A 19,405-nucleotide genomic window follows, 5' to 3' on the forward strand; every position below is an offset into this window, starting at 1 on the left:
AAGGAATTAGGAGACACCATGTATTATTTAAATATAACTAAAAAACTATCACTAGCCCTTGCTTTGGGACTATTTTCGGCCAATTCAATAGCAGATGCTATCACGCAACAGCCAAGAGCCCATTCTTGGAAAGAGAATCAACCCTATCAATTCACCATTTTACATACAAACGATCATCATGGTCGTTTTTGGCAAAATGAAATTGGTGAATATGGGCTTGCCGCTCAAAAAACGGTGGTAGATGACATCAGAAAAGAAGTTACTGCCAAAGGTGGAACATTATTACTTTTGTCAGGTGGTGATATTAATACAGGTGTGCCCGAATCTGATGTACTTCAAGCTAAACCGGATTTTATTGGCATGAACGAAATAGGCTATGATGCTATGGCTGTTGGTAATCATGAATTTGATCATCCGTTATCTATCATTCGTGAACAGCAACAATTGGCACATTTTCCTTTTTTGTCTGCTAATACTTACTTCAAAGGCACGGATAATCGTGTCTTTGATGCCTATAAAATGTTTGACTTAAATGGTATCCGAGTTGCCGTATTTGGTCTTACCACTGATGATACCATTTATCTCGCTTCACCCATGAATACGCAAGGTGTTGAGTTTCGCCAAACATTACCTGAAGCACAAAAAGTGATTGCTCAAATTCAACAAAACGAACACCCAGATATGATTATCGCCGTGACCCATATGGGACACTACGAAAATGGTGAACACGGTTCAATGGCGCCGGGTGATGTAGAATTAGCCCGAGGCTTAAAATCGGGCGAATTAAATATGATTGTAGGCGGACATTCTCAAAATCCGGTTTGTATGGCAAGTGCAAATAAACGAGTCACTGAATATGTTCCCGGTACACCCTGCGCACCTGATCAACAAAATGGGACTTGGATAGTACAGGCTCACGAATGGGGAAAATACGTAGGTAGAGCAGATTTTGAATTTCTAAATGGAAAATTGACACTTAAAAATTATCAATTAATTCCTATTAACCTTAAAAAAGAAGTGGATAATGGCAACGACACTAAACGCCTTGAGTTTTACACCACTGAGATCCCTCAAGACCCACAGCTATTGCAGATATTGCAACCTTATCAAGAACAAGGCAGAAAAAAACTGTCAATTAAAAGCGGCGAATTGGTCGGTCGACTTGAAGGCGATCGCCATATTGTCCGATATCAGCAAAGTAATTTAGGACAATTATTACTCAGTGCTTTTATTGAAAAGACAGGTGCAGACTTGGGTATCTTATCGGGTGGGATGATTCGAGATTCATTGATTGAAGGCGATATTGCTTATCGAGATATTCTTAAAGTTGAACCTTTTGGCAATAGTGTGGTTTATGTCGAGTTAACCGGACGTGAATTGATTGACTACCTTAACGTTGCATTGAGCAAAAAGCAAGGATCAGGTGGCTTTACTCATCTAAGAAATATTACCTTAACGCGCTCAGGTGAAAATATTGAAAATGTCAAAATCAATCAACAACCCATTGACTTACAAAAGAAGTATCGTCTGGTGACATTGGATTTTTTAGCGATGGGCGGAGACGGCTATCCGATAATCAACACATTACCTACTTATGTGGATACTGGTTATCGTGATGCGGATGTTGTAAAACAGTATTTTGAAACTCATTCGCCAATTAATGCTGCTGATTATGAACCAATACGCATGATTATCGAAAAATAATCATTAGGTTCACCATTTAAATTAAATAAATTTGCTTTTTAGTATCGAGGTTAATATGCACATGACAGAGTTCCAAAGCAGTTGTTATCAAATCGTCACCGATCCTAATTTATCACCCAAACAGAAAGCCAACTTATTGGCATTAGCGGCAGAAAATAACCTGCCTTATGTTGATCTTGATAATGAAACCCGAAAAGCGTTAGACGAAAATGTTATTTGTGATATGTTTGAGGGTCATGCGCCTTATAAGCCTCGATATGTATTACCTGATTATGCTAAATTTCTTAAACAAGGCTCTGAGTGGTTAGAACTTGACCCCGCCAAAACGTTTGATGATGCCTTAAATATGCTGACTATTGCTTATCATCATGTACCATCCGTTACCGGCATGCCTGTTTATCTGGGTTGTTTAGATCAAATATTGTTACCCTATGTTGGGGATCTCACTGAAGATGAACTTTATCAACGATTAAGACATTTTTGGATAATGTTAGATCGTAATTTACCTGATGCTTTTATGCATGCCAACATTGGACCAACTGATAATATTATTTGTCGTCTAATTTTACGTGTGGACAAAGAACTCAAACAAGTTGCACCAAATTTAACCTTTATCTATGATGAAAACATCACACCAGAAGCGTTACTATCCGTTGCAATAGGCAATATTTGCGAAACGGCTAAACCTCATATCGCCAATAATCAGATGATTCAAAAAGATTTTGATGAAAAAGGCTATGGCGTTGTCAGCTGTTATAACTCCTTACCTATCGCTGGTGGTGGCAGTACCCTCTCAAGAATCAACTTAAAAGAAGTGGCAAAACGCAGTCAACATATTGATGATTTTCTGCAAAATACGCTACCCTATTACTGCCAACTACAATTAAATTTAATCAAAGCCCGTTCAGCCTTTTTGTACGAAAAATCAAACTTTTTTCAAAATAGTTTTTTAGTAAAAGAAGGGTTAATTGATGCCAACCGATTTGCACCCATGTTTGGTATTTATGCTATGGCTGAAGCGATTAATATACTACAAGAAAAATCGAACTTAGCGGGTCGCTATGGTGTCGATGAAGATGCTAATGAACTGGCTACCACCATTTCTAAACAATTAGCCGACTTTATTAATCATCATAAAATTAACCATGCTTGGCAAGGTAAAGCTATGTTACATGCTCAATCTGGCATCAGCACGGATAGAGGCACTACACCGGGCTTACGAATTCCTTATGGTCACGAGCCGGATCCTGTTACCCATATTATGGCACTGTTTAAACATCACCACTATTATACATCAGGCATTAGTGATATTTTAACGATTGATGAAACCATTAAAAATAATCCTTCCGCTTTACTGCAAATTTGTAAAGCGGCATTTCAATTTGGCTTCCGAGAGTTTACCGCCAATATTAGTGGTAATGATCTGGTACGAGTAACGGGCTACATGGTGAGATTATCAGATTTCAAAAAATATAAAGAAGAAGGTTCACGGATTAATACCACATTTTTAGGTAGTGAAGCCGCACAAGATACCGTTAATAATAGCTATTTATGCCGTACACCACGGGTGATCAGTCATGAACAAGTCATGGGCAATCGTTAATAAACTTTTACCCTTTTCTTGCGTTGATGGGCCTGGAAATCGATTAGTTATATTTTTACAAGGCTGTAATTTTAAATGCTTAAATTGCCACAATCCTTATACCATTTCACTATGTCAGGATTGTGGTGACTGTGTCGCCACATGTCCACATCAGGCGTTAACGTTTAGTCATCATCAAGTTATCTGGCAAACATCAGCTTGCCAGCAATGTGATACTTGCCTTCAGACTTGCCAATATCACTCAACACCAATGACTTACCGATATAGTGTTGAGGATATACTAAACATCATTCGAAAATACCTTCCCTTTTTAAATGGTATTACGCTCAGTGGCGGGGAAGCGACCATTCAATTACCTTTTATTGAAAAACTGTTTCATGCCATTAAACATGCCTATGACTTAAAACATTTAACCTGTTTTATTGATAGCAATGGTTATTTATCTCAAACGGGTTGGCAAAAAGTAGTGAATGTCATGGATGGTGCGATGATTGATCTTAAAGCTTGGGATACCCAAGTTCATAAAAAGTTAACCGGCAGAGATAATCATCGAGTCATAAAAACAATAGAATATCTTTCAAAGATCCAAAAATTACACGAAGTCAGATTCTTGATCATCCCAACTCATACGGATCTTCAAAATAAGGCAGAACAAATCGCGCACTTTTTATTGGCGTTGGATCCGAGTATGAGAGTGAGAATCAATGCTTTTCACCACCATGGTGTCCAAGGAATAGCCAAAACATGGGAACCAGCATCAAAACAACATGTCGAAAATTTTGCTACTGAGTTAAAACAATTTGGGCTGAAAAATATTATTTTGCCCACTGTTTACTTATCATGATAATTAAATAGTTTTGATTAATGTGAAAATAGCCAAAATATCAGGACGATGACGAGCTAATTAAAAAAATTGAGATATCGACCTACATCCTTATTATTGTAAAATTTTTACAATAAAAATGAGCAGGTTTTTAAATCTGCTCATTTAGTGGAAACTCAATATTAAATTTAAAGATATTATCTTATTACTTTAACTGCACTTTTTGAAAAAGCAGATAATTTTATATATTCTCTAATATTTAACACATAAGGTATATGCTATATCTGGTTCAACAATAACGTTACCTTCTACAATCCCTACACTGTAGTATCGATTATTTCCATATATATCTTTTACTGATGATTGTTCATTGGTGAAATAGAAATCATAATAGATGAAATTTTTCAAATTTGACAAACCATTTAACATATCTCGACCAATAATATCTAAAGGTGCATAGAAGTAAACTTTACCCCATTCTGGTGTTAATCCTTCACCAATTGCTCTTTTGTACCCATTATTTTTTACATAATAGTTATCATTAGTGGTTGGAGTGTAAGCTAAAGACGAGTTTGTAATCTCAGCTCGTGTTGGCAATCTGTCATTATTGTTTTGACATAATCTATTTGAATTTTGCCAATTACCCGGAAGGTTATTTAAGAAATATAACCAATGTTTTATAGAAAAAGTATAATAAAACTGTGCTAGCGTTCGATTATTCGTCACTAATATGACAAATTTATCACCTTGACCAGGTACATTGTCAGTAAATTTAAATTCACTTTTAGAATCAGCATTTGAATCACGTGCAGTATTAACTAATGAATTATTTGGATTTTTGACCAAGGTATAACTATAATCATATATTGGATTGACAGGTACAATTCTGAAACGAGCTTCCGGAAAAGCATAAGTTGGGAAATAATTACCATTTTGATCTTTTGCAGTGGCCTTAAAGCCTTGATGAATAGTAAATTGATCGCTGTTATAAGAAGGATTAACATCTATTGTATCAGCACCATAAGGCGCATAGTTCCCACCTTCATCCCAACCATTGTGAGTAATCAAAGCCAGTATACCGGGTCGGATAAAACAGATACCGTCATCAGCACTTACTTCAAATGTTTTTGATACTTCTCTTGGTTCTGAAGTATCAGGCTCACCGTACTGAGTTTTAGCAATAAATTGAATCGTCACTTTTACCGATGATTTTGCATTAGCCGTAGATGAATTACACACATCACTACCCAAAAATGCTGTAGAATCAGAAGGAATAACATTATTGTTCTGGTCGCGCCACTCAGCATTAATCGATTGAATGATAAAACTATCGCTGGTAGCTAATTTATCACCATCCACATCATTGATATCACTTTCATTTAAACTTGAAGTATCAACAGCAAATGAATACAGACTAGGTGAAGTATTGTAGGCAACAGAAATCTTATTGGCAGGCCCCGGCGAAACAATTGCCGGATCAAGACCATCAATGTTTAATTTGAATTGAATTCCGTTTAAGACTTTGGTGTCAGCGGTTTCAAGAATATCTGGTGGATTACCGTGAATATATTCCACAGTGGTCGTAGAAACAGATAATCCTGCTAAAGCAATGCGACAAAAAAGCCCAAAAATAGCAATAACGGCAATATTCAATATAAATTGCATCAAATAAAGTTTTTTGAAAACAAACATATCACTATTCATGCTAATTCCTCTACCCATAAGCTTGTCTATAAGTTGAAACAAAGTTATTGATTTGAAGTTTTAGTGAACGACAAATTTATCAAAACGTTGATAAAATTGTTACCGATTACATTTTAAATTTATAAAAAAAACAGCATACACGCTAAAAACTATTCGAAAGTTGTTAATTGCATCCATGTAAAGGTCTATTTTATTGAATAAATTGGTAACAATGGACTATATCGTTCTAAAAAACAGTGCAATATTCTAGTATTGTTAACTATTCTTTTTAAGAATATTAAATTAAGGAGTGCTATATAGTAGATCAGCTTAAAACAGTTTAATTAAACTAACCATTTGATTAATTACAGATAACTAATTGTGCAAGACTACAAATAACTGAATCAATTGTGTATAGTATATAATAATATGAGTAATATGGAATAACTAAATATTGATTTATCATTATTTAATGGCTTTCAGATGAATATTGGATGGAAAAATACACAAGCTAAATAAGTTAACCTAACTGATTTTATTTTTAACCATTGTATTTATTATTAGTAATTTTATTAAAATGTTATGAAATAAACATTAAACAAAAAGAAGGCGTTAGCCTCCTTTTCGTTTTATGGAACACATATTAACGCCGCTATTTTCCCTTTTTAAAAGCTGCGGCAAAAGCATTACCCATTGCACTATTGGTAATAGGCGTTGACTGTGTATTTTTAGCCGTGCTGGTTGATTTGTTAATTCTTGATTTAGCACCTTCAGAGTTTGGCGTTGTTGGATCATCAAGTCGCATCGATAAAGCAATACGTTTGCGCGCAATATCGACTTCCATCACTTTAACTTTGACAATATCACCGGCTTTAACCACGCTTCGAGGATCTTCAACAAACTTATCAGATAAGGCTGATATATGCACTAACCCATCTTGATGTACACCAATGTCAACAAATGCACCAAAGTTAGTCACATTTGTTACCGCACCTTCCATGACCATGCCCACTTTCAAATCGTCCATGGTTTCGATATTATCGGCAAATTGAGCTGTTTTAAATTCAGGCCGTGGATCGCGTCCGGGTTTATCAAGTTCTTTGATAATATCGGTCACGGTTGGCACACCAAAATGGTCATCAACATAATCAACTGCTTTGAGTGAGTTTAAATATTTCGAGTCACCTAAAATCTCTTTTAATGATTTATGATTTTTATCTAAAATGCGTTCCACAACCGGATAAGCTTCGGGGTGAACAGCAGATGCATCAAGTGGATTGTCTCCATCCATAATACGCAAAAATCCAGCGCATTGTTCATAGGCTTTAGGCCCAAGGCGTGAAACTTTTAATAACTGTTTACGATTAGAAAATTTTCCATTTTCATTACGCCAATTGACAATATTTTGTGCAATAACTTTATTCAGTCCCGCTATGCGAGCTAACAGCATCATCGAAGCCGTATTTAAATTTACGCCAACGGCATTTACGCCATCTTCCACAACAGCATCCAGTTTTTTAGCGAGCTGAGTTTGGCTAACATCATGTTGATACTGACCAACACCAATTGATTTTGGATCAATTTTTACCAGTTCGGCTAATGGATCTTGTAGTCGGCGAGCTATCGATACCGCACCACGTATTGATACATCCAAATCAGGAAATTCTTGAGCGGCTAGCTCAGATGCGGAATAGACCGATGCGCCTGCTTCACTCACAATGACTTTTTGACCTTTGACTTCAGGATATTTTTTTTGTACATCGAGATAAAAACGTTCGGTTTCACGCGATGCCGTGCCATTACCAATCGCCACTAATTCAACTTGGTATTTAATGCATAGCGCCGCAACAATCATTGCCGCTTTATCCGCTTGCCCGGTATGCGGATAAATCGTTTCAGTTGCGACTAATTTACCAGTTGCGTCAACAACAGCAATTTTTACGCCTGTTCGTAATCCTGGATCCATTCCCATGGTAACTTTCATCCCTGCCGGCGCAGCCATTAACATATCATGCAAGTTAGCGGCAAACACATTGATCGCTTCTTCCTCCGCCTGCTCACGTAAAGTGGTCATCAGTTCGGTTTCCATGTGCATTAAAATCTTAATTCGCCATGTCCAATTAATAACTGCTTTACGCCATTTATCTGCAGGTTGATCATTAAAATGAATCCCTAAATGCTCAGTAATAATTTGCTCGCAATAGCTCTCTTTTGGCATTTCTTCAAATTGCGGATCGGCGTTAAGTGAAAGTTGTAAAAAGCCTTCATTTCGTCCTCTGAACATCGCTAAAGCACGATGAGAAGGCACTTTTGAAATCAGTTCGCTTTGCGCAAAATAATCACGAAATTTTGCTCCTTCTTCTTCTTTACCTGCAACCACTTGCGAAACTAAATGCGCATTATTCCATAGATAATGGCGCACCTTAGCCAGTAATGCCGCATCTTCGGCAAATCGTTCCATTAAGATGTATCGTGCCCCATCCAATGCAGATTTGGTATCGACGATTCCTTTTTCAGAATTGAAGAATTTTTCCGCTTCGCTATCAGGATCAAGTGATGGATTATTCCATAACGCATCGGCCAATGGTTCAAGTCCTGCTTCAATAGCAATTTGTCCCCGTGTACGGCGTTTAGGTTTATAGGGTAGATAGAGATCTTCAAGTTCAGTTTTACTAAGTGTTTGGGTAATTTTTTGACTCAGTTCTGGGGTGAGTTTTCCTTGTTCCTCAATTGACTTTAATATCGTTTGTTTACGATCTTCAAGTTCTCGCAGATAACCTAACCGACTATCTAAAGTACGTAGTTGGGTATCATCTAACCCACCGGTCACTTCTTTACGATAACGCGCAATAAAAGGAACAGTGCTTCCTTCATCTAATAATTGAATAGCAGCTAAAACTTGTTCTGGTTTTACTGTCAATTCACCCGCTATAATATGGCTTATTTGATTATTTATCATGATATCTCTGTATATCTCGTCGATTAACGGAATGTAAACTTATTATGCAAAAAGCTAATTATATAACAAGAGAGGGCTACTTGGCACTCGATCGTGAATTGAAATATTTATGGAAAGAAGAAAGACCCCGTGTTACTCAAGCTGTATCTGATGCGGCAGCCCTTGGCGATCGGAGTGAAAATGCAGAATATATTTATGGAAAACGACGATTGCGTGAAATTGACAGACGAGTACGATTTTTAACAAAACACCTAGAAATATTAACCATTATCGATCCTGATCCAAGGCAAGAAGGCAAAGTATTTTTTGGTGCTTGGGTTAAACTAGAAGATGAATCCGGTCATGTACAAATTTACCGCATTGTAGGAGCCGATGAATTTGATCCTAAAAAAAATTGGATTTCTATTAATAGTCCTGTTGCCAGAGCGTTAATTGGTCATAAAGTTGACGATGAAATATCAGTAATGACACCTAGTGGTAAAACTTATTTTTTTATCCTTGAAATTAGCTATACTCCAATTACATAACATTTTAACAAATTAATCATTAAGGAATTAGGGGTTTGGTATGAAAAGAAGAAAAATTTTGTTTTTTCAATGCATATTTTTTTTAATAATATTACTAATAATAATTTTTTATTATTTTTTTCAACTCAATAATAGAACATCCTCAGTACCATATACTGAATTAACCTTAAAATTTGATCAAGTCGAATTTGGCAAATTAGATGCTTTCTTTAAGAGACTTAATCAAGATGGATTCAATCAAGATGAACGACTCTATTTTGAACGATCCGGCTCGGTTCGCTTCTCTGATTGTAATTCGAATCAATATTATCAATTTAATGGATCTGGTATAAAATGGTACGGTTTTAAAAGTAATACCCGTATTTACAATAAATATTATCCTTCTTTTTCTGTTTTGATATTAACATTTGATTCTACGATTGAAGCTGAAAAATATAAGAAAATAATTGAAAAATCAGAGCTTCAATTAAATCCTGGTTACCACTGCGGAGTAAATAAAGGTCCTCATGCTATCATAACTAAAGGACATTTCGTTTATTACATTTCTTCTGCTAATATTTTCCTAGACTATGTAGTAAAATATGCTAAAGTTCTACAAGATCTGCCTATGTAGCCAATCGATTATTTATAGGCGTACTATCTACTGCCTATAAATTACGATGAATTCAGTTTACAATTAAGATCATTTTTACTCATCACTTTATTTATTATGAGCGCTGTCAGTCAACTATTTATCTATCCGATTAAATCGCTTGCAGGTATTCCCCTAAATACGTCGAATGTTGTTGAAGGGGGATTCAAATATGATCGTGTATTGATGATTAGTGAACCTGACGGAACATTTATCACCGCAAGACAATTTCCTGAGCTTTTAAAACTAAAAACAGCTATAGTTAACAACAGTATTGTTGTTTCAACGTCAAATAACGAATCAATAGCAATTCAATTTGATGAATTTATTGAAACTAATGAACCAACCGAAGTTTGGGGTAACCATTTTACGTCTCATATTGCACCAATCAGACTAAACCAATTTTTTAGTCACATTCTTCAAAAAAATGTGCAACTGCGTTGGATTGGCACTAATTTGACAAGACGAACAAAACGATATCCTCAAACACCGGTAAGCTTTGCAGATGGCTATCCTTATCTACTATTGAATGAAGCATCATTCAATTATTTACAACAAAGATGCTTGGAAAAGCTCGATATTCAGCAGTTTCGAAGCAATATCATCATTCAAGGTGCGCTTCCTTTTGCCGAAGATGGCTGGAAAACAATTAAAATTGGCGATGTCATTTTTGATATCGTTAAACCGTGTAGTCGCTGTGTACTTACCACTTTTAATATTAATACAGCAAAGCCTTTAGCTAATAATGAACCACTCAATACGCTCCGCTATTTTCGGACTGATGAGCAAGGGGAAATAGATTTTGGAATGAATATGATAGCTCGCAATGTCGGATCAATATCAATTGACGATCCTGTTGAGATACTTGAAAAGCAACCGGCCAAAAAGTATTTAAAATCTTTTCCCGAAAATAATCGGTTTAACCACGAACAGTGTAATATTACTTTTGAGAACAATACAATCAAAGGAAATCAACAACAGACTATTTTAGAACAACTGGAACAACATAATATTACTCTCCCTTATTCATGCAGAGTTGGAATTTGTGGTAAATGTGCAGTGGTATTAAAACAAGGAAAAGTGAATCCTCTTACTCAATCTGCAATAAAACGCGATCACCGTATTTTAGCTTGTAGTTGTATACCTGAGGGTGATATCAAAATTGAATTAATAAAAAAACCTTAATGATCATTGGTTATATAATCCCGATTTATCAATAATAAATCGTTAATTATTGATTAAAATGGTTGATTGACACTTAATAAATTATTACCCCACTATGATGACAAGTTAGCCTGCCAATCAATACGTTAATAATGTTATATGGCTTCATTTTAAAACCGTTGATGCTAAATGCTATCCTTTAAAGTCATTTGTATTCAGTTTTAAAGCATTCAACTGCGATACCGTAACGAAAATCCCGTTTAAGTCATCGATTAATCAGATCAATACATTGCCTGCTTCACAACCTGCTGTGAATAACAAAATCAAAATATAACAGGTTTAAATCGAAATTAAGTTTTACTGACAAGACAATAGTCGGATTAGAATGGTATTGTTTACGAAATGGCTTCTAACTTAAGGTCTATCAACGAACTCTGATCCATGACATTTTTTTGGATTGGCGCCAGTCGATCATTCATCACTTTAATTGCTTCGGAAAAATAAAATGTTTTATTCATTGCCACAAATGTAGGTTGAGCAATAATACATAGTGAAGCATTTTCACCCGCTTCAACAACTAATAAAAAAACCCGTTGATCACCTTCTTGCATGCTGACTTCAACAATGTCCGCTAATTTAGGACGATATAGCTTAGGTTGTTGGCAAAAATACCAACTTTTTGGCATTTGAGGTTTAATAAAATTAGCCGCAACAATGGCATTAATGGATAATTCAATCTTTTGCGAGTCAGTTAATGCCAATATTTGACAACTATCATAAAATTGATAATAGGATGTTGCATCACTCACTGAAAATGGAAATTCCCTAAAAACATCAGGAATTAACATTTTACTGGAATAACATGAACGAAATAACATATCGTTTGATACTTCAAGCATCAAACTATCATATTGATTATCAAAATACCAACGCCAACAATCTGTTGGTCGAAAAGCAATTTTCATTGATATGTTATCCCTCCATAAAATTAAAAAATTACATAAAAGATAACATAATTTAGGTAAAAAATAAATAAAAAAGTAAAATAAAATTTATTTAATTATATAATTTTTAAAAATTTTAGTGATCCATTATCAAGATCAAAACGATCTAAGTTAGATCCTTTTGATCCCATTTGCGATCCTTTAAGATCACATCAAATTTAATACTAAAATTTAACTTTAACAAACCAGCCATTTTTTCTAACATTTATCCATAAAAAAAGGTGCAATTAAGCACCTTTTTACGACCAAGCCTTGGCTAATTGATTGATTAACTGGCAACATTGATACGTTTCATATCAGTCATATAGCTTCTTAATTTACGGCCAATAATTTCAATTGGGTGATGACGAATTTCATCATTTACATCACGTAATTGCGCATTATCAACGCTACCTTCTGGGATCGCTTTACCAAGATCGCCCGATTGTAACATTGGCATAAATTTTTCTTTTAATAATGGGATCGCTGCATTAGCGAAAAGATAATTACCATATTCAGCAGTATCAGATATCACCACATTCATTTCATATAAACGCTTACGGGCAATGGTATTGGCAATTAAAGGAAGTTCATGTAAGGATTCATAATAAGCTGATTCTGGTAAAATACCTGACTCAAGCATGGTTTCAAAAGCAAGTTCAACCCCAGCTTTTACCATAGCGACCATGACTACACCCTGATCAAAGTAGGCTTGTTCATCAATTTTACCTTGGTATTCAGCGGCTTTTTCAAAGGCTGTTTCACCGGTTTCTTTACGCCATTTTAATAAGTTAGCATCATCATTTGCCCAGTCTTTCATCATGGTTGCTGAAAATTCACCCGAAATAATATCATCCATATGTTTACGATAAAGATCAGTCATGATCACTTTTAATTCTTTAGCTAATGCATTAGCGCGTAACTTAGCCGGATTCGACAAGCGATCCATCATTAAGGTAATACCACCTTGTTTCAATGCTTCGGTAATGGTTTCCCAACCAAATTGTAATAATTTACATGCATAAGCCGGATCCACACCGTCTGCCACAAGTTTATCAAAACAAAGTAATGACCCTGTTTGCAACATACCGCAAAGGATCGTTTGTTCTCCCATAAGATCAGATTTAACTTCAGCAACAAATGAAGACTGTAAAACACCAGCACGATGTCCACCGGTAGCCGCCGCCCATGCTTTGGCGATAGCTAAACCTTCACCTTTAGGATCGTTTTCAGGGTGAACGGCGATCAGAGTCGGAACACCAAATCCTCGTTTATACTCTTCACGTACCTCTGTTCCTGGACACTTCGGCGCAACCATGACAACCGTGATATCAGGACGAATTTTTTCGCCAACTTCAACAATATTAAAACCATGAGAATAACCTAAAGCGGCTCCCTGTTTCATCAATGGTTGTACTGCTTTTACTACCGCTGAGTGTTGTTTGTCAGGTGTTAAATTAATCACTAAATCAGCTGTAGGAATTAACTCTTCATAACTGCCTACTTTAAATCCATTTTCAGTTGCTTTTTTCCATGAAGGACGCTTTTCTGCAATCGCTTCTTTACGTAAAGCATAGGCAATATCAAGTCCTGAATCCCGCATATTTAAACCTTGATTCAGACCTTGCGCACCACATCCTACTATTACAATTTTTTTGCCTTTTAAAAAATCGGCTTCTGATGCAAATTCATCACGAGCCATAAAACGGCATTGACCAAGTTGGTGTAATTTTTCACGTAAATTCAGTGTATTAAAATAGTTTGACATTGGGATCTCCATTAATTTATTTGTCATAATCGAATTGTCCAACACTATAGCTGAATTTAATTGTTGCGAAAATTGATATATTTAAAAAATTATATTGCATAAAATGCAATATACTTGCTAAATGTAATGCTTTCTTTTACTCTAAGCCACTATTTAATTATTGATAAATTATTCAATATGGATACACGATATAAGCAAGCAAATAAAGAAGCTAAGCTTTCACTGTTATTAACAATTATTTATCTTCTTGGCTGGATTGTTTGTGCTTACGGCGCTGGCGATAGGACTGGCTTTTTGGGGCTTCCATTATGGTTTGAATTATCCTGCATTATGGTACCTGTCGGGTTTATTTTATTATGCTGGATCGTTGTAAAATTTCATTTCAAAAACATCTCATTAGAACAAACTAAGTGATCAAACAATGCATTTAGATATTATATTACCGCTAGTCATCTATCTTATTTTTGTGTTTGCCTTATCTATCTATGCTTATGTTAAACGCAAAAAAGTCAATCAATTTACTGATTACTTTATTGGTAATCGAACAATGGGGGGATTTTTGCTCGCCATGACACTGGCGGCAACTTACATCAGTGCCAGTTCGTTTATAGGGGGGCCTGGTGCTGCTTATAAATATGGACTAGGCTGGGTATTGTTGTCTATGATTCAAGTCCCTACTGTTCTGCTATCTCTGGGAATTTTGGGTAAAAAATTTGCCATTTTAGCGCGCAAGTATAATGCTATCACGCTAAGTGATATGCTTTATGCTCATTATAAAAGTAAAACCATTGTCTGGTTTGCCAGTATTGCTTTAGTCGTCGCCTTTGTCGGTGCAATGACTGTTCAGTTTGTCGGTGGTGCCCGTTTATTAGAATCTTCAGTAGGCATACCTTATAAACTCGGTCTACTTATTTTCGGTATTGGTACGGTGATATATACTGCATTTGGTGGATTTCGTGCAAGTATCTTAAACGATGCTTTCCAAGGTTTAGTGATGATCATTGGCTCAATATTACTTTTAACCGCCATTATTTATGCTGGTGGTGGATTAACGGCTATTGTTGAGCGTTTAAAAGAAATCGATCCTGCATTATTAACCCCACAAGGCCCTGGCAATTTTATGGACTTTCCATTTATGGCATCATTCTGGATTTTAGTCTGTTTTGGTGTGGTTGGTTTACCGCATACAGCAGTACGTTGTATGGCGTATAAAGACAGTAAAGCGGTACATCGGGGCATCATTATCGGTACGATTGTTGTTACAGTTATTATGTTAACCATGCACCTTTCTGGTGCACTTGGGCGAGCAATTATTGATGATTTAACCATTCCCGATCAAATTGTTCCAACTTTAATTATTAAAGTGATGTCGCCACTCGCAGCGGGCATCTTTTTGGCTGCGCCTCTGGCTGCGATTATGTCAACCATTAACGCGCAACTGTTACAAGTCTCTTCAGTGATTATAAAAGATCTGTTTTTAAGCATAAAACCTGAAACAAAATGCAGTGACAAAACCTTAACGCGAATATCAGTTATCATTACCTTTATTTTTGGCGCACTGCTCATTTTAGCAGCTTGGAATCCACCGGATATGATAATTTGGTTAAATTTACTTGCTTTTGGTGGGCTGGAAGCGGTATTTTTATGGCCTTTGGTACTTGGCTTATATTGGAAGAAAGCTAATGCAACCGGCGCATTATGTTCAATGTTTGCAGGTGCCATTAGTTATACCTTTTTAGCCGCTTATGACATTAAAATTTATTCTTTCCATCCAATTGTTCCTTCATTAATTATTGGATTGGTTGTTTTTATCATCGCCAATATATTTGGTAACTTAAGGAAAAATTATGCCTTGGATTCAACTCAAAATTAACACAACAAGTGAACTTGCTGAACCAATAAGTGAGCTTTTGGAAGAATCAGGGGCGTTATCTGTCACATTTCAAGATACCTATGATACGCCTGTGTATGAACCCTTACCTGGTGAAACAAAACTTTGGGGTAATACAGATGTAATTGGGCTTTACGATGCTCAAACTGATTTAGATGAATTGAAAGCAATATTAAATCTTGATCAATATTCTTATAAATTCGAACAATTAGAGGATAAAGATTGGGAACGCGAGTGGATGGACAATTTTCATCCTATGCAATTTGGTCAACGCTTATGGATTTGTCCAAGTTGGCGCCCAGTCCCTGATCCTAATGCGATCAATGTTATGTTAGATCCAGGTTTAGCTTTTGGAACAGGTACCCACCCTACCACTGCGTTATGTCTTAAATGGCTTGATAGCTTAGACTTAAAAGATAAATTAGTGATTGATTACGGTTGTGGTTCGGGAATTCTCGCCATTGCTGCACTAAAACTAGGAGCAAAACGTGTCATCGGCATTGACATTGATCCTCAAGCTATTCAAGCCAGTCGAGATAATGCAGAACGTAACAATGTAAGTCATGACATTGAACTTTATTTAACTAAAGATATTCCTGATAATTTACAAGCTGATGTTTTAGTCGCCAACATTTTGGCTGGACCACTAAAAGAACTTGAACCTAATATCAATAGTCTGATTAAACCAGCGGGATTACTTGGATTATCGGGTATTTTGACTTCTCAATCTCAAAGCGTCTGTACCGCTTACCAACCCCATTTTGATCTTGATCCCGTCGCTGAGCAAGAAGAATGGTGTCGAATTACTGGCAAAAAAAAGTAAAAAAATGACATTACCCCCTTTTAAGTTCGAGAAAAAATGCGTAATATAGCCGACCTTAAATTACTAAGCATTGGTAAGGTCACATTAAGAAATAATTTAATCGCCGCACCAATGGCAGGAATTAGTGACAGACCATTTCGAAATTTATGCTACCAGTTTGGTGCTGGTCTGACTATTTCAGAGATGTTTTTAGCTAATTCAGATGTTTGGCAAACAGATAAATCTGCTTTAAGAATGGTCTCAACGCAAGATTTAGGCATTCGCGCAGTACAAATAGTGGGTGCCGATCCTGACGAAATGGCTAAAGCGGCAGAATTTAATGCCAAACATGGGGCTGGGTTAATTGACATTAACATGGGATGCCCTGCAAAAAAGGTTAATAAAAAATTGGCAGGTTCTGCTTTAATGCAGTACCCGCAATTAATTGAACAGATTTTGCAAAAAGTTGTTGGTGCCGTTGATGTGCCAGTAACATTAAAAATGCGGACTGGATGGGATAAAAATCATAGAAATTGCATTGAAATCGCACAAATTGCGCAGGATTGTGGCGTAAAGGCGATTACTATTCACGGGCGCACCCGTGAATGTCTATTTAAGGGTGTAGCTGAATATGAATCAATTAAAGCAGTGAAAAAAAAGGTATCCATTCCAGTCATTGCTAATGGTGATATTTGCACCCCTGAACAGGCAAAAGATGTTTTTCAATATACGCAAGCTGATGCTATAATGATCGGCCGAGCGGCACAAGGGCGACCTTGGATATTTGAAGAAATTGCATTCTATTTAACACATGGAAAGTTACAAAAAGAAAAGACAGTTGATGAAGTTGAACAAATCGTTTTTACGCACCTTGAAGAACTTTATCAATTTTACGGAGAATACAAAGGATTACGGATTGCCAGAAAGCATGTAAATTGGTATACCAAGAATTATGCTGATAGCGATCATTTTAGGCGCTTATTTAGTGTACTTAGCACCACCAGTGAGCAAGCTAGAACACTAAAAGCATTTTTTAGTCAAATTAGAAACAACAAAAAGAGTTAAGAATACTATGTCAGAACAACGCGTTACAGCTGCAGCACTAAAATTTACAACTGTAAACTCTCAAGACCAAATAACACAAAAACCTTTGCGAGATTCTGTCAAGCAAGCTTTAAAAAACTATTTATCACAACTTAATGGTGAAGATCCTAATGATCTATATGAATTAGTGTTAGCTGAAGTTGAACACCCATTCCTTGATATGGTTATGCAATATACACGTGGTAATCAAACTCGAGCGGCTAATATGCTCGGTATTAACCGTGGTACACTACGTAAAAAATTAAAACAATATGGAATGAGCTAATCGAACTGATATTGATAAGCTTATTTCATACAAAAAAAGCACCTGTTTATTAGGTGCTTTTTTGTTTTTATAACAATAAAAAATCACACGGATTAAAAATCAATACACATATTGATAATGAATTTTAAACAAATGTTTGTTAAAATACGCTGATTTTTAAATTATCTAATCTGGAGAATTCTATGGCAGGTCATAGTAAGTGGGCCAATACCAAACATCGTAAAGCGGCGCAAGATGCTAAACGCGGTAAAATTTTTACTAAAATTATTCGAGAACTTGTAACGGCAGCCAAACTAGGTGGTGGCGATCCAGCGTCAAATCCTCGTTTACGTGCAGCAATGGATAAAGCACTATCAAATAATATGACACGCGATACCATGAATCGTGCTATTGCGCGTGGTGTAGGTGGTGAAGATGATAGTGATATGGAAACCATCATCTATGAAGGTTATGGCCCTGCAGGTACTGCCGTCATGGTTGAATGCCTAAGTGATAACCGTAATCGTACAGTATCAGAAGTACGTCACGCTTTCACCAAAACTGGGGGTAATTTAGGTACTGACGGTTCTGTATCCTATTTGTTTACCAAAAAAGGCGTTATTTCTTATCCTACAGGTACAGATGAAGACAAAGTAATGGATGCAGCTTTAGAAGCTGGAGCTGATGATGTTGTCACTTATGATGATGGTGCAATTGATGTCTTTACCACACCAGAATCATTTGGCGAAGTAAAAGATGCACTTGATGCAGCAGGTTTAGTTGCTGAATCAGCTGAAGTATCAATGATTCCTGCGACCAAAGTTGATCTTGATATTGATTCTGCACCAAAATTATTACGTTTGATCGACATGCTTGAAGATTGTGATGATGTTCAAGAAGTATACCATAATGGTGAAGTTTCGGACGAAGTTGCTGCCGCTCTTTAATGTCTATCATTCTTGGCATAGATCCTGGTTCTCGTTTGACGGGTTACGGTGTAATTCGTCAAACAGGACGACAATTAACCTATCTTGGTAGTGGTTGTATTCGTACAGCCGTCGATGATTTACCAACTCGATTAAAACGCATTTATGCTGGCGTTAGCGAAATCATCTTACAATTCCAACCGGATATGTTCGCTATCGAACAAGTCTTTATGGCACGTAATGCCGATTCAGCATTAAAGTTAGGGCAAGCTAGAGGCTCAGCTATTGTTGCTGCGGTCAACAACGATTTACCTGTTTTTGAATATGCGGCTCGTTTAGTAAAACAAAGTGTAGTAGGCACAGGGGCAGCCGATAAAAAGCAAGTTCAACACATGGTTAAACTCTTGTTAAAATTACCCGCCAGTCCACAAGCCGATGCCGCTGACGCATTAGCTATCGCAATTACTCATGCCCATATGAGTCAGTATTTGATTAAATCCAAAAAATAACTCAATTACATATCAATTATCATTTCAAGCTCGCGAGAGCGTTAATTTAAAGTTTTTTCTTAATTTTTTCTTAAAAATAATTCA

Annotated in this window: 16 protein-coding genes and 1 pseudogene; 13 read left to right on the forward strand and 4 right to left on the reverse strand. The window is 36.3% G+C overall.

All coding sequences use genetic code 11. The features are described from left to right. Positions 1-18 precede the first annotated feature (18 nt). From ushA to ACGH6P_RS07140, 3 genes are read left to right on the forward strand one after another with little or no spacing between them, the layout of a single operon-like run. Complete coding sequence (gene ushA, locus ACGH6P_RS07130; protein WP_411597099.1) at positions 19-1,704, forward strand: bifunctional UDP-sugar hydrolase/5'-nucleotidase UshA; 1,686 nt, start codon at positions 19-21, stop codon at positions 1,702-1,704. 55 nt (positions 1,705-1,759) lie between these two features. Further along, a complete protein-coding gene (locus ACGH6P_RS07135) occupies positions 1,760-3,307 on the forward strand; it encodes a YjjI family glycine radical enzyme (protein ID WP_411597100.1) in 1,548 nt (515 codons plus the stop codon). After that, positions 3,282-4,151, forward strand: a complete 870-nt coding sequence (locus ACGH6P_RS07140; protein WP_411597101.1) for a YjjW family glycine radical enzyme activase — start codon at positions 3,282-3,284, stop codon at positions 4,149-4,151. Before ACGH6P_RS07135 ends, ACGH6P_RS07140 begins: the two co-directional genes overlap by 26 nt. A gap of 231 nt (positions 4,152-4,382) precedes the next feature. Here ACGH6P_RS07140 and ACGH6P_RS07145 read toward each other — a convergent pair whose 3' ends face one another. Beyond that, positions 4,383-5,834, reverse strand: coding sequence for a hypothetical protein (locus tag ACGH6P_RS07145; RefSeq protein WP_411597102.1), 1,452 nt, complete (start codon positions 5,832-5,834; stop codon positions 4,383-4,385). A gap of 765 nt (positions 5,835-6,599) precedes the next feature. After that, positions 6,600-8,772, reverse strand: a pseudogene (locus ACGH6P_RS07150) (Tex family protein); the annotation flags it as partial. Positions 8,773-8,816: 44 nt separating this feature from the next. On the opposite strand from ACGH6P_RS07150, the gene greB reads away from it, so the two are divergent. The 3 genes from greB (at position 8,817) to ACGH6P_RS07165 (ending at position 11,115) form a co-directional block, all read left to right on the forward strand. Beyond that, entirely contained in the window at positions 8,817-9,299 is a 483-nt protein-coding gene (gene greB, locus ACGH6P_RS07155; protein ID WP_411597103.1) for a transcription elongation factor GreB, read from the forward strand. Positions 9,300-9,339: 40 nt separating this feature from the next. After that, positions 9,340-9,912 carry a hypothetical protein gene (locus ACGH6P_RS07160; protein ID WP_220225796.1) on the forward strand — a complete coding sequence of 191 codons (573 nt, stop codon included), beginning with the start codon at positions 9,340-9,342 and terminating at the stop codon, positions 9,910-9,912. A 93-nt stretch (positions 9,913-10,005) separates the two neighbouring features. Further along, complete coding sequence (locus tag ACGH6P_RS07165; protein ID WP_411597131.1) at positions 10,006-11,115, forward strand: YcbX family protein; 1,110 nt, start codon at positions 10,006-10,008, stop codon at positions 11,113-11,115. Positions 11,116-11,489: 374 nt separating this feature from the next. On the opposite strand, the gene ACGH6P_RS07170 is transcribed toward ACGH6P_RS07165, so the two are convergent. Both ACGH6P_RS07170 and ilvC read right to left on the reverse strand, forming a co-directional pair. Then, positions 11,490-12,059, reverse strand: coding sequence for a cell division protein ZapC (locus ACGH6P_RS07170; RefSeq protein WP_411590692.1), 570 nt, complete (start codon positions 12,057-12,059; stop codon positions 11,490-11,492). A gap of 307 nt (positions 12,060-12,366) precedes the next feature. Further along, on the reverse strand, positions 12,367-13,845 hold the full coding sequence (gene ilvC / locus ACGH6P_RS07175) for a ketol-acid reductoisomerase (RefSeq protein WP_220215362.1): 1,479 nt from the start codon (positions 13,843-13,845) through the stop codon (positions 12,367-12,369). A gap of 126 nt (positions 13,846-13,971) precedes the next feature. Between ilvC and ACGH6P_RS07180 the strand changes: the two genes are divergently transcribed. From ACGH6P_RS07180 to ruvC, 7 genes are all read left to right on the forward strand, one after another. Continuing rightward, entirely contained in the window at positions 13,972-14,259 is a 288-nt protein-coding gene (locus ACGH6P_RS07180) for a YhdT family protein (RefSeq protein WP_411597104.1), read from the forward strand. A 7-nt stretch (positions 14,260-14,266) separates the two neighbouring features. Further along, the gene (panF, locus tag ACGH6P_RS07185; RefSeq protein ID WP_411597105.1) at positions 14,267-15,718 is read left to right on the forward strand and encodes a sodium/pantothenate symporter; all 1,452 of its coding nucleotides are present in this window, start codon (positions 14,267-14,269) and stop codon (positions 15,716-15,718) included. Next, a complete protein-coding gene (gene prmA / locus ACGH6P_RS07190; protein ID WP_411597106.1) occupies positions 15,693-16,559 on the forward strand; it encodes a 50S ribosomal protein L11 methyltransferase in 867 nt (288 codons plus the stop codon). Before panF ends, prmA begins: the two co-directional genes overlap by 26 nt. A 36-nt stretch (positions 16,560-16,595) precedes the next feature. After that, complete coding sequence (dusB, locus tag ACGH6P_RS07195) at positions 16,596-17,603, forward strand: tRNA dihydrouridine synthase DusB (protein ID WP_411597107.1); 1,008 nt, start codon at positions 16,596-16,598, stop codon at positions 17,601-17,603. Between the two features lie 7 nt (positions 17,604-17,610). Further along, positions 17,611-17,907 carry a DNA-binding transcriptional regulator Fis gene (fis, locus tag ACGH6P_RS07200; protein ID WP_025315996.1) on the forward strand — a complete coding sequence of 99 codons (297 nt, stop codon included), beginning with the start codon at positions 17,611-17,613 and terminating at the stop codon, positions 17,905-17,907. 182 nt (positions 17,908-18,089) lie between these two features. Then, positions 18,090-18,833 carry a YebC/PmpR family DNA-binding transcriptional regulator gene (locus ACGH6P_RS07205; protein WP_065557873.1) on the forward strand — a complete coding sequence of 248 codons (744 nt, stop codon included), beginning with the start codon at positions 18,090-18,092 and terminating at the stop codon, positions 18,831-18,833. After that, positions 18,833-19,321: a crossover junction endodeoxyribonuclease RuvC gene (ruvC, locus tag ACGH6P_RS07210; protein ID WP_411597108.1), complete on the forward strand. Its 489-nt coding sequence runs from the start codon at positions 18,833-18,835 to the stop codon at positions 19,319-19,321. Before ACGH6P_RS07205 ends, ruvC begins: the two co-directional genes overlap by 1 nt. Positions 19,322-19,405 lie beyond the last annotated feature (84 nt).

It is taken from the genome of Gilliamella sp. CG25, from assembly GCF_046635705.1.
Taxonomy (GTDB): Bacteria; Pseudomonadota; Gammaproteobacteria; order Enterobacterales; family Orbaceae; genus Gilliamella; species Gilliamella apicola_I.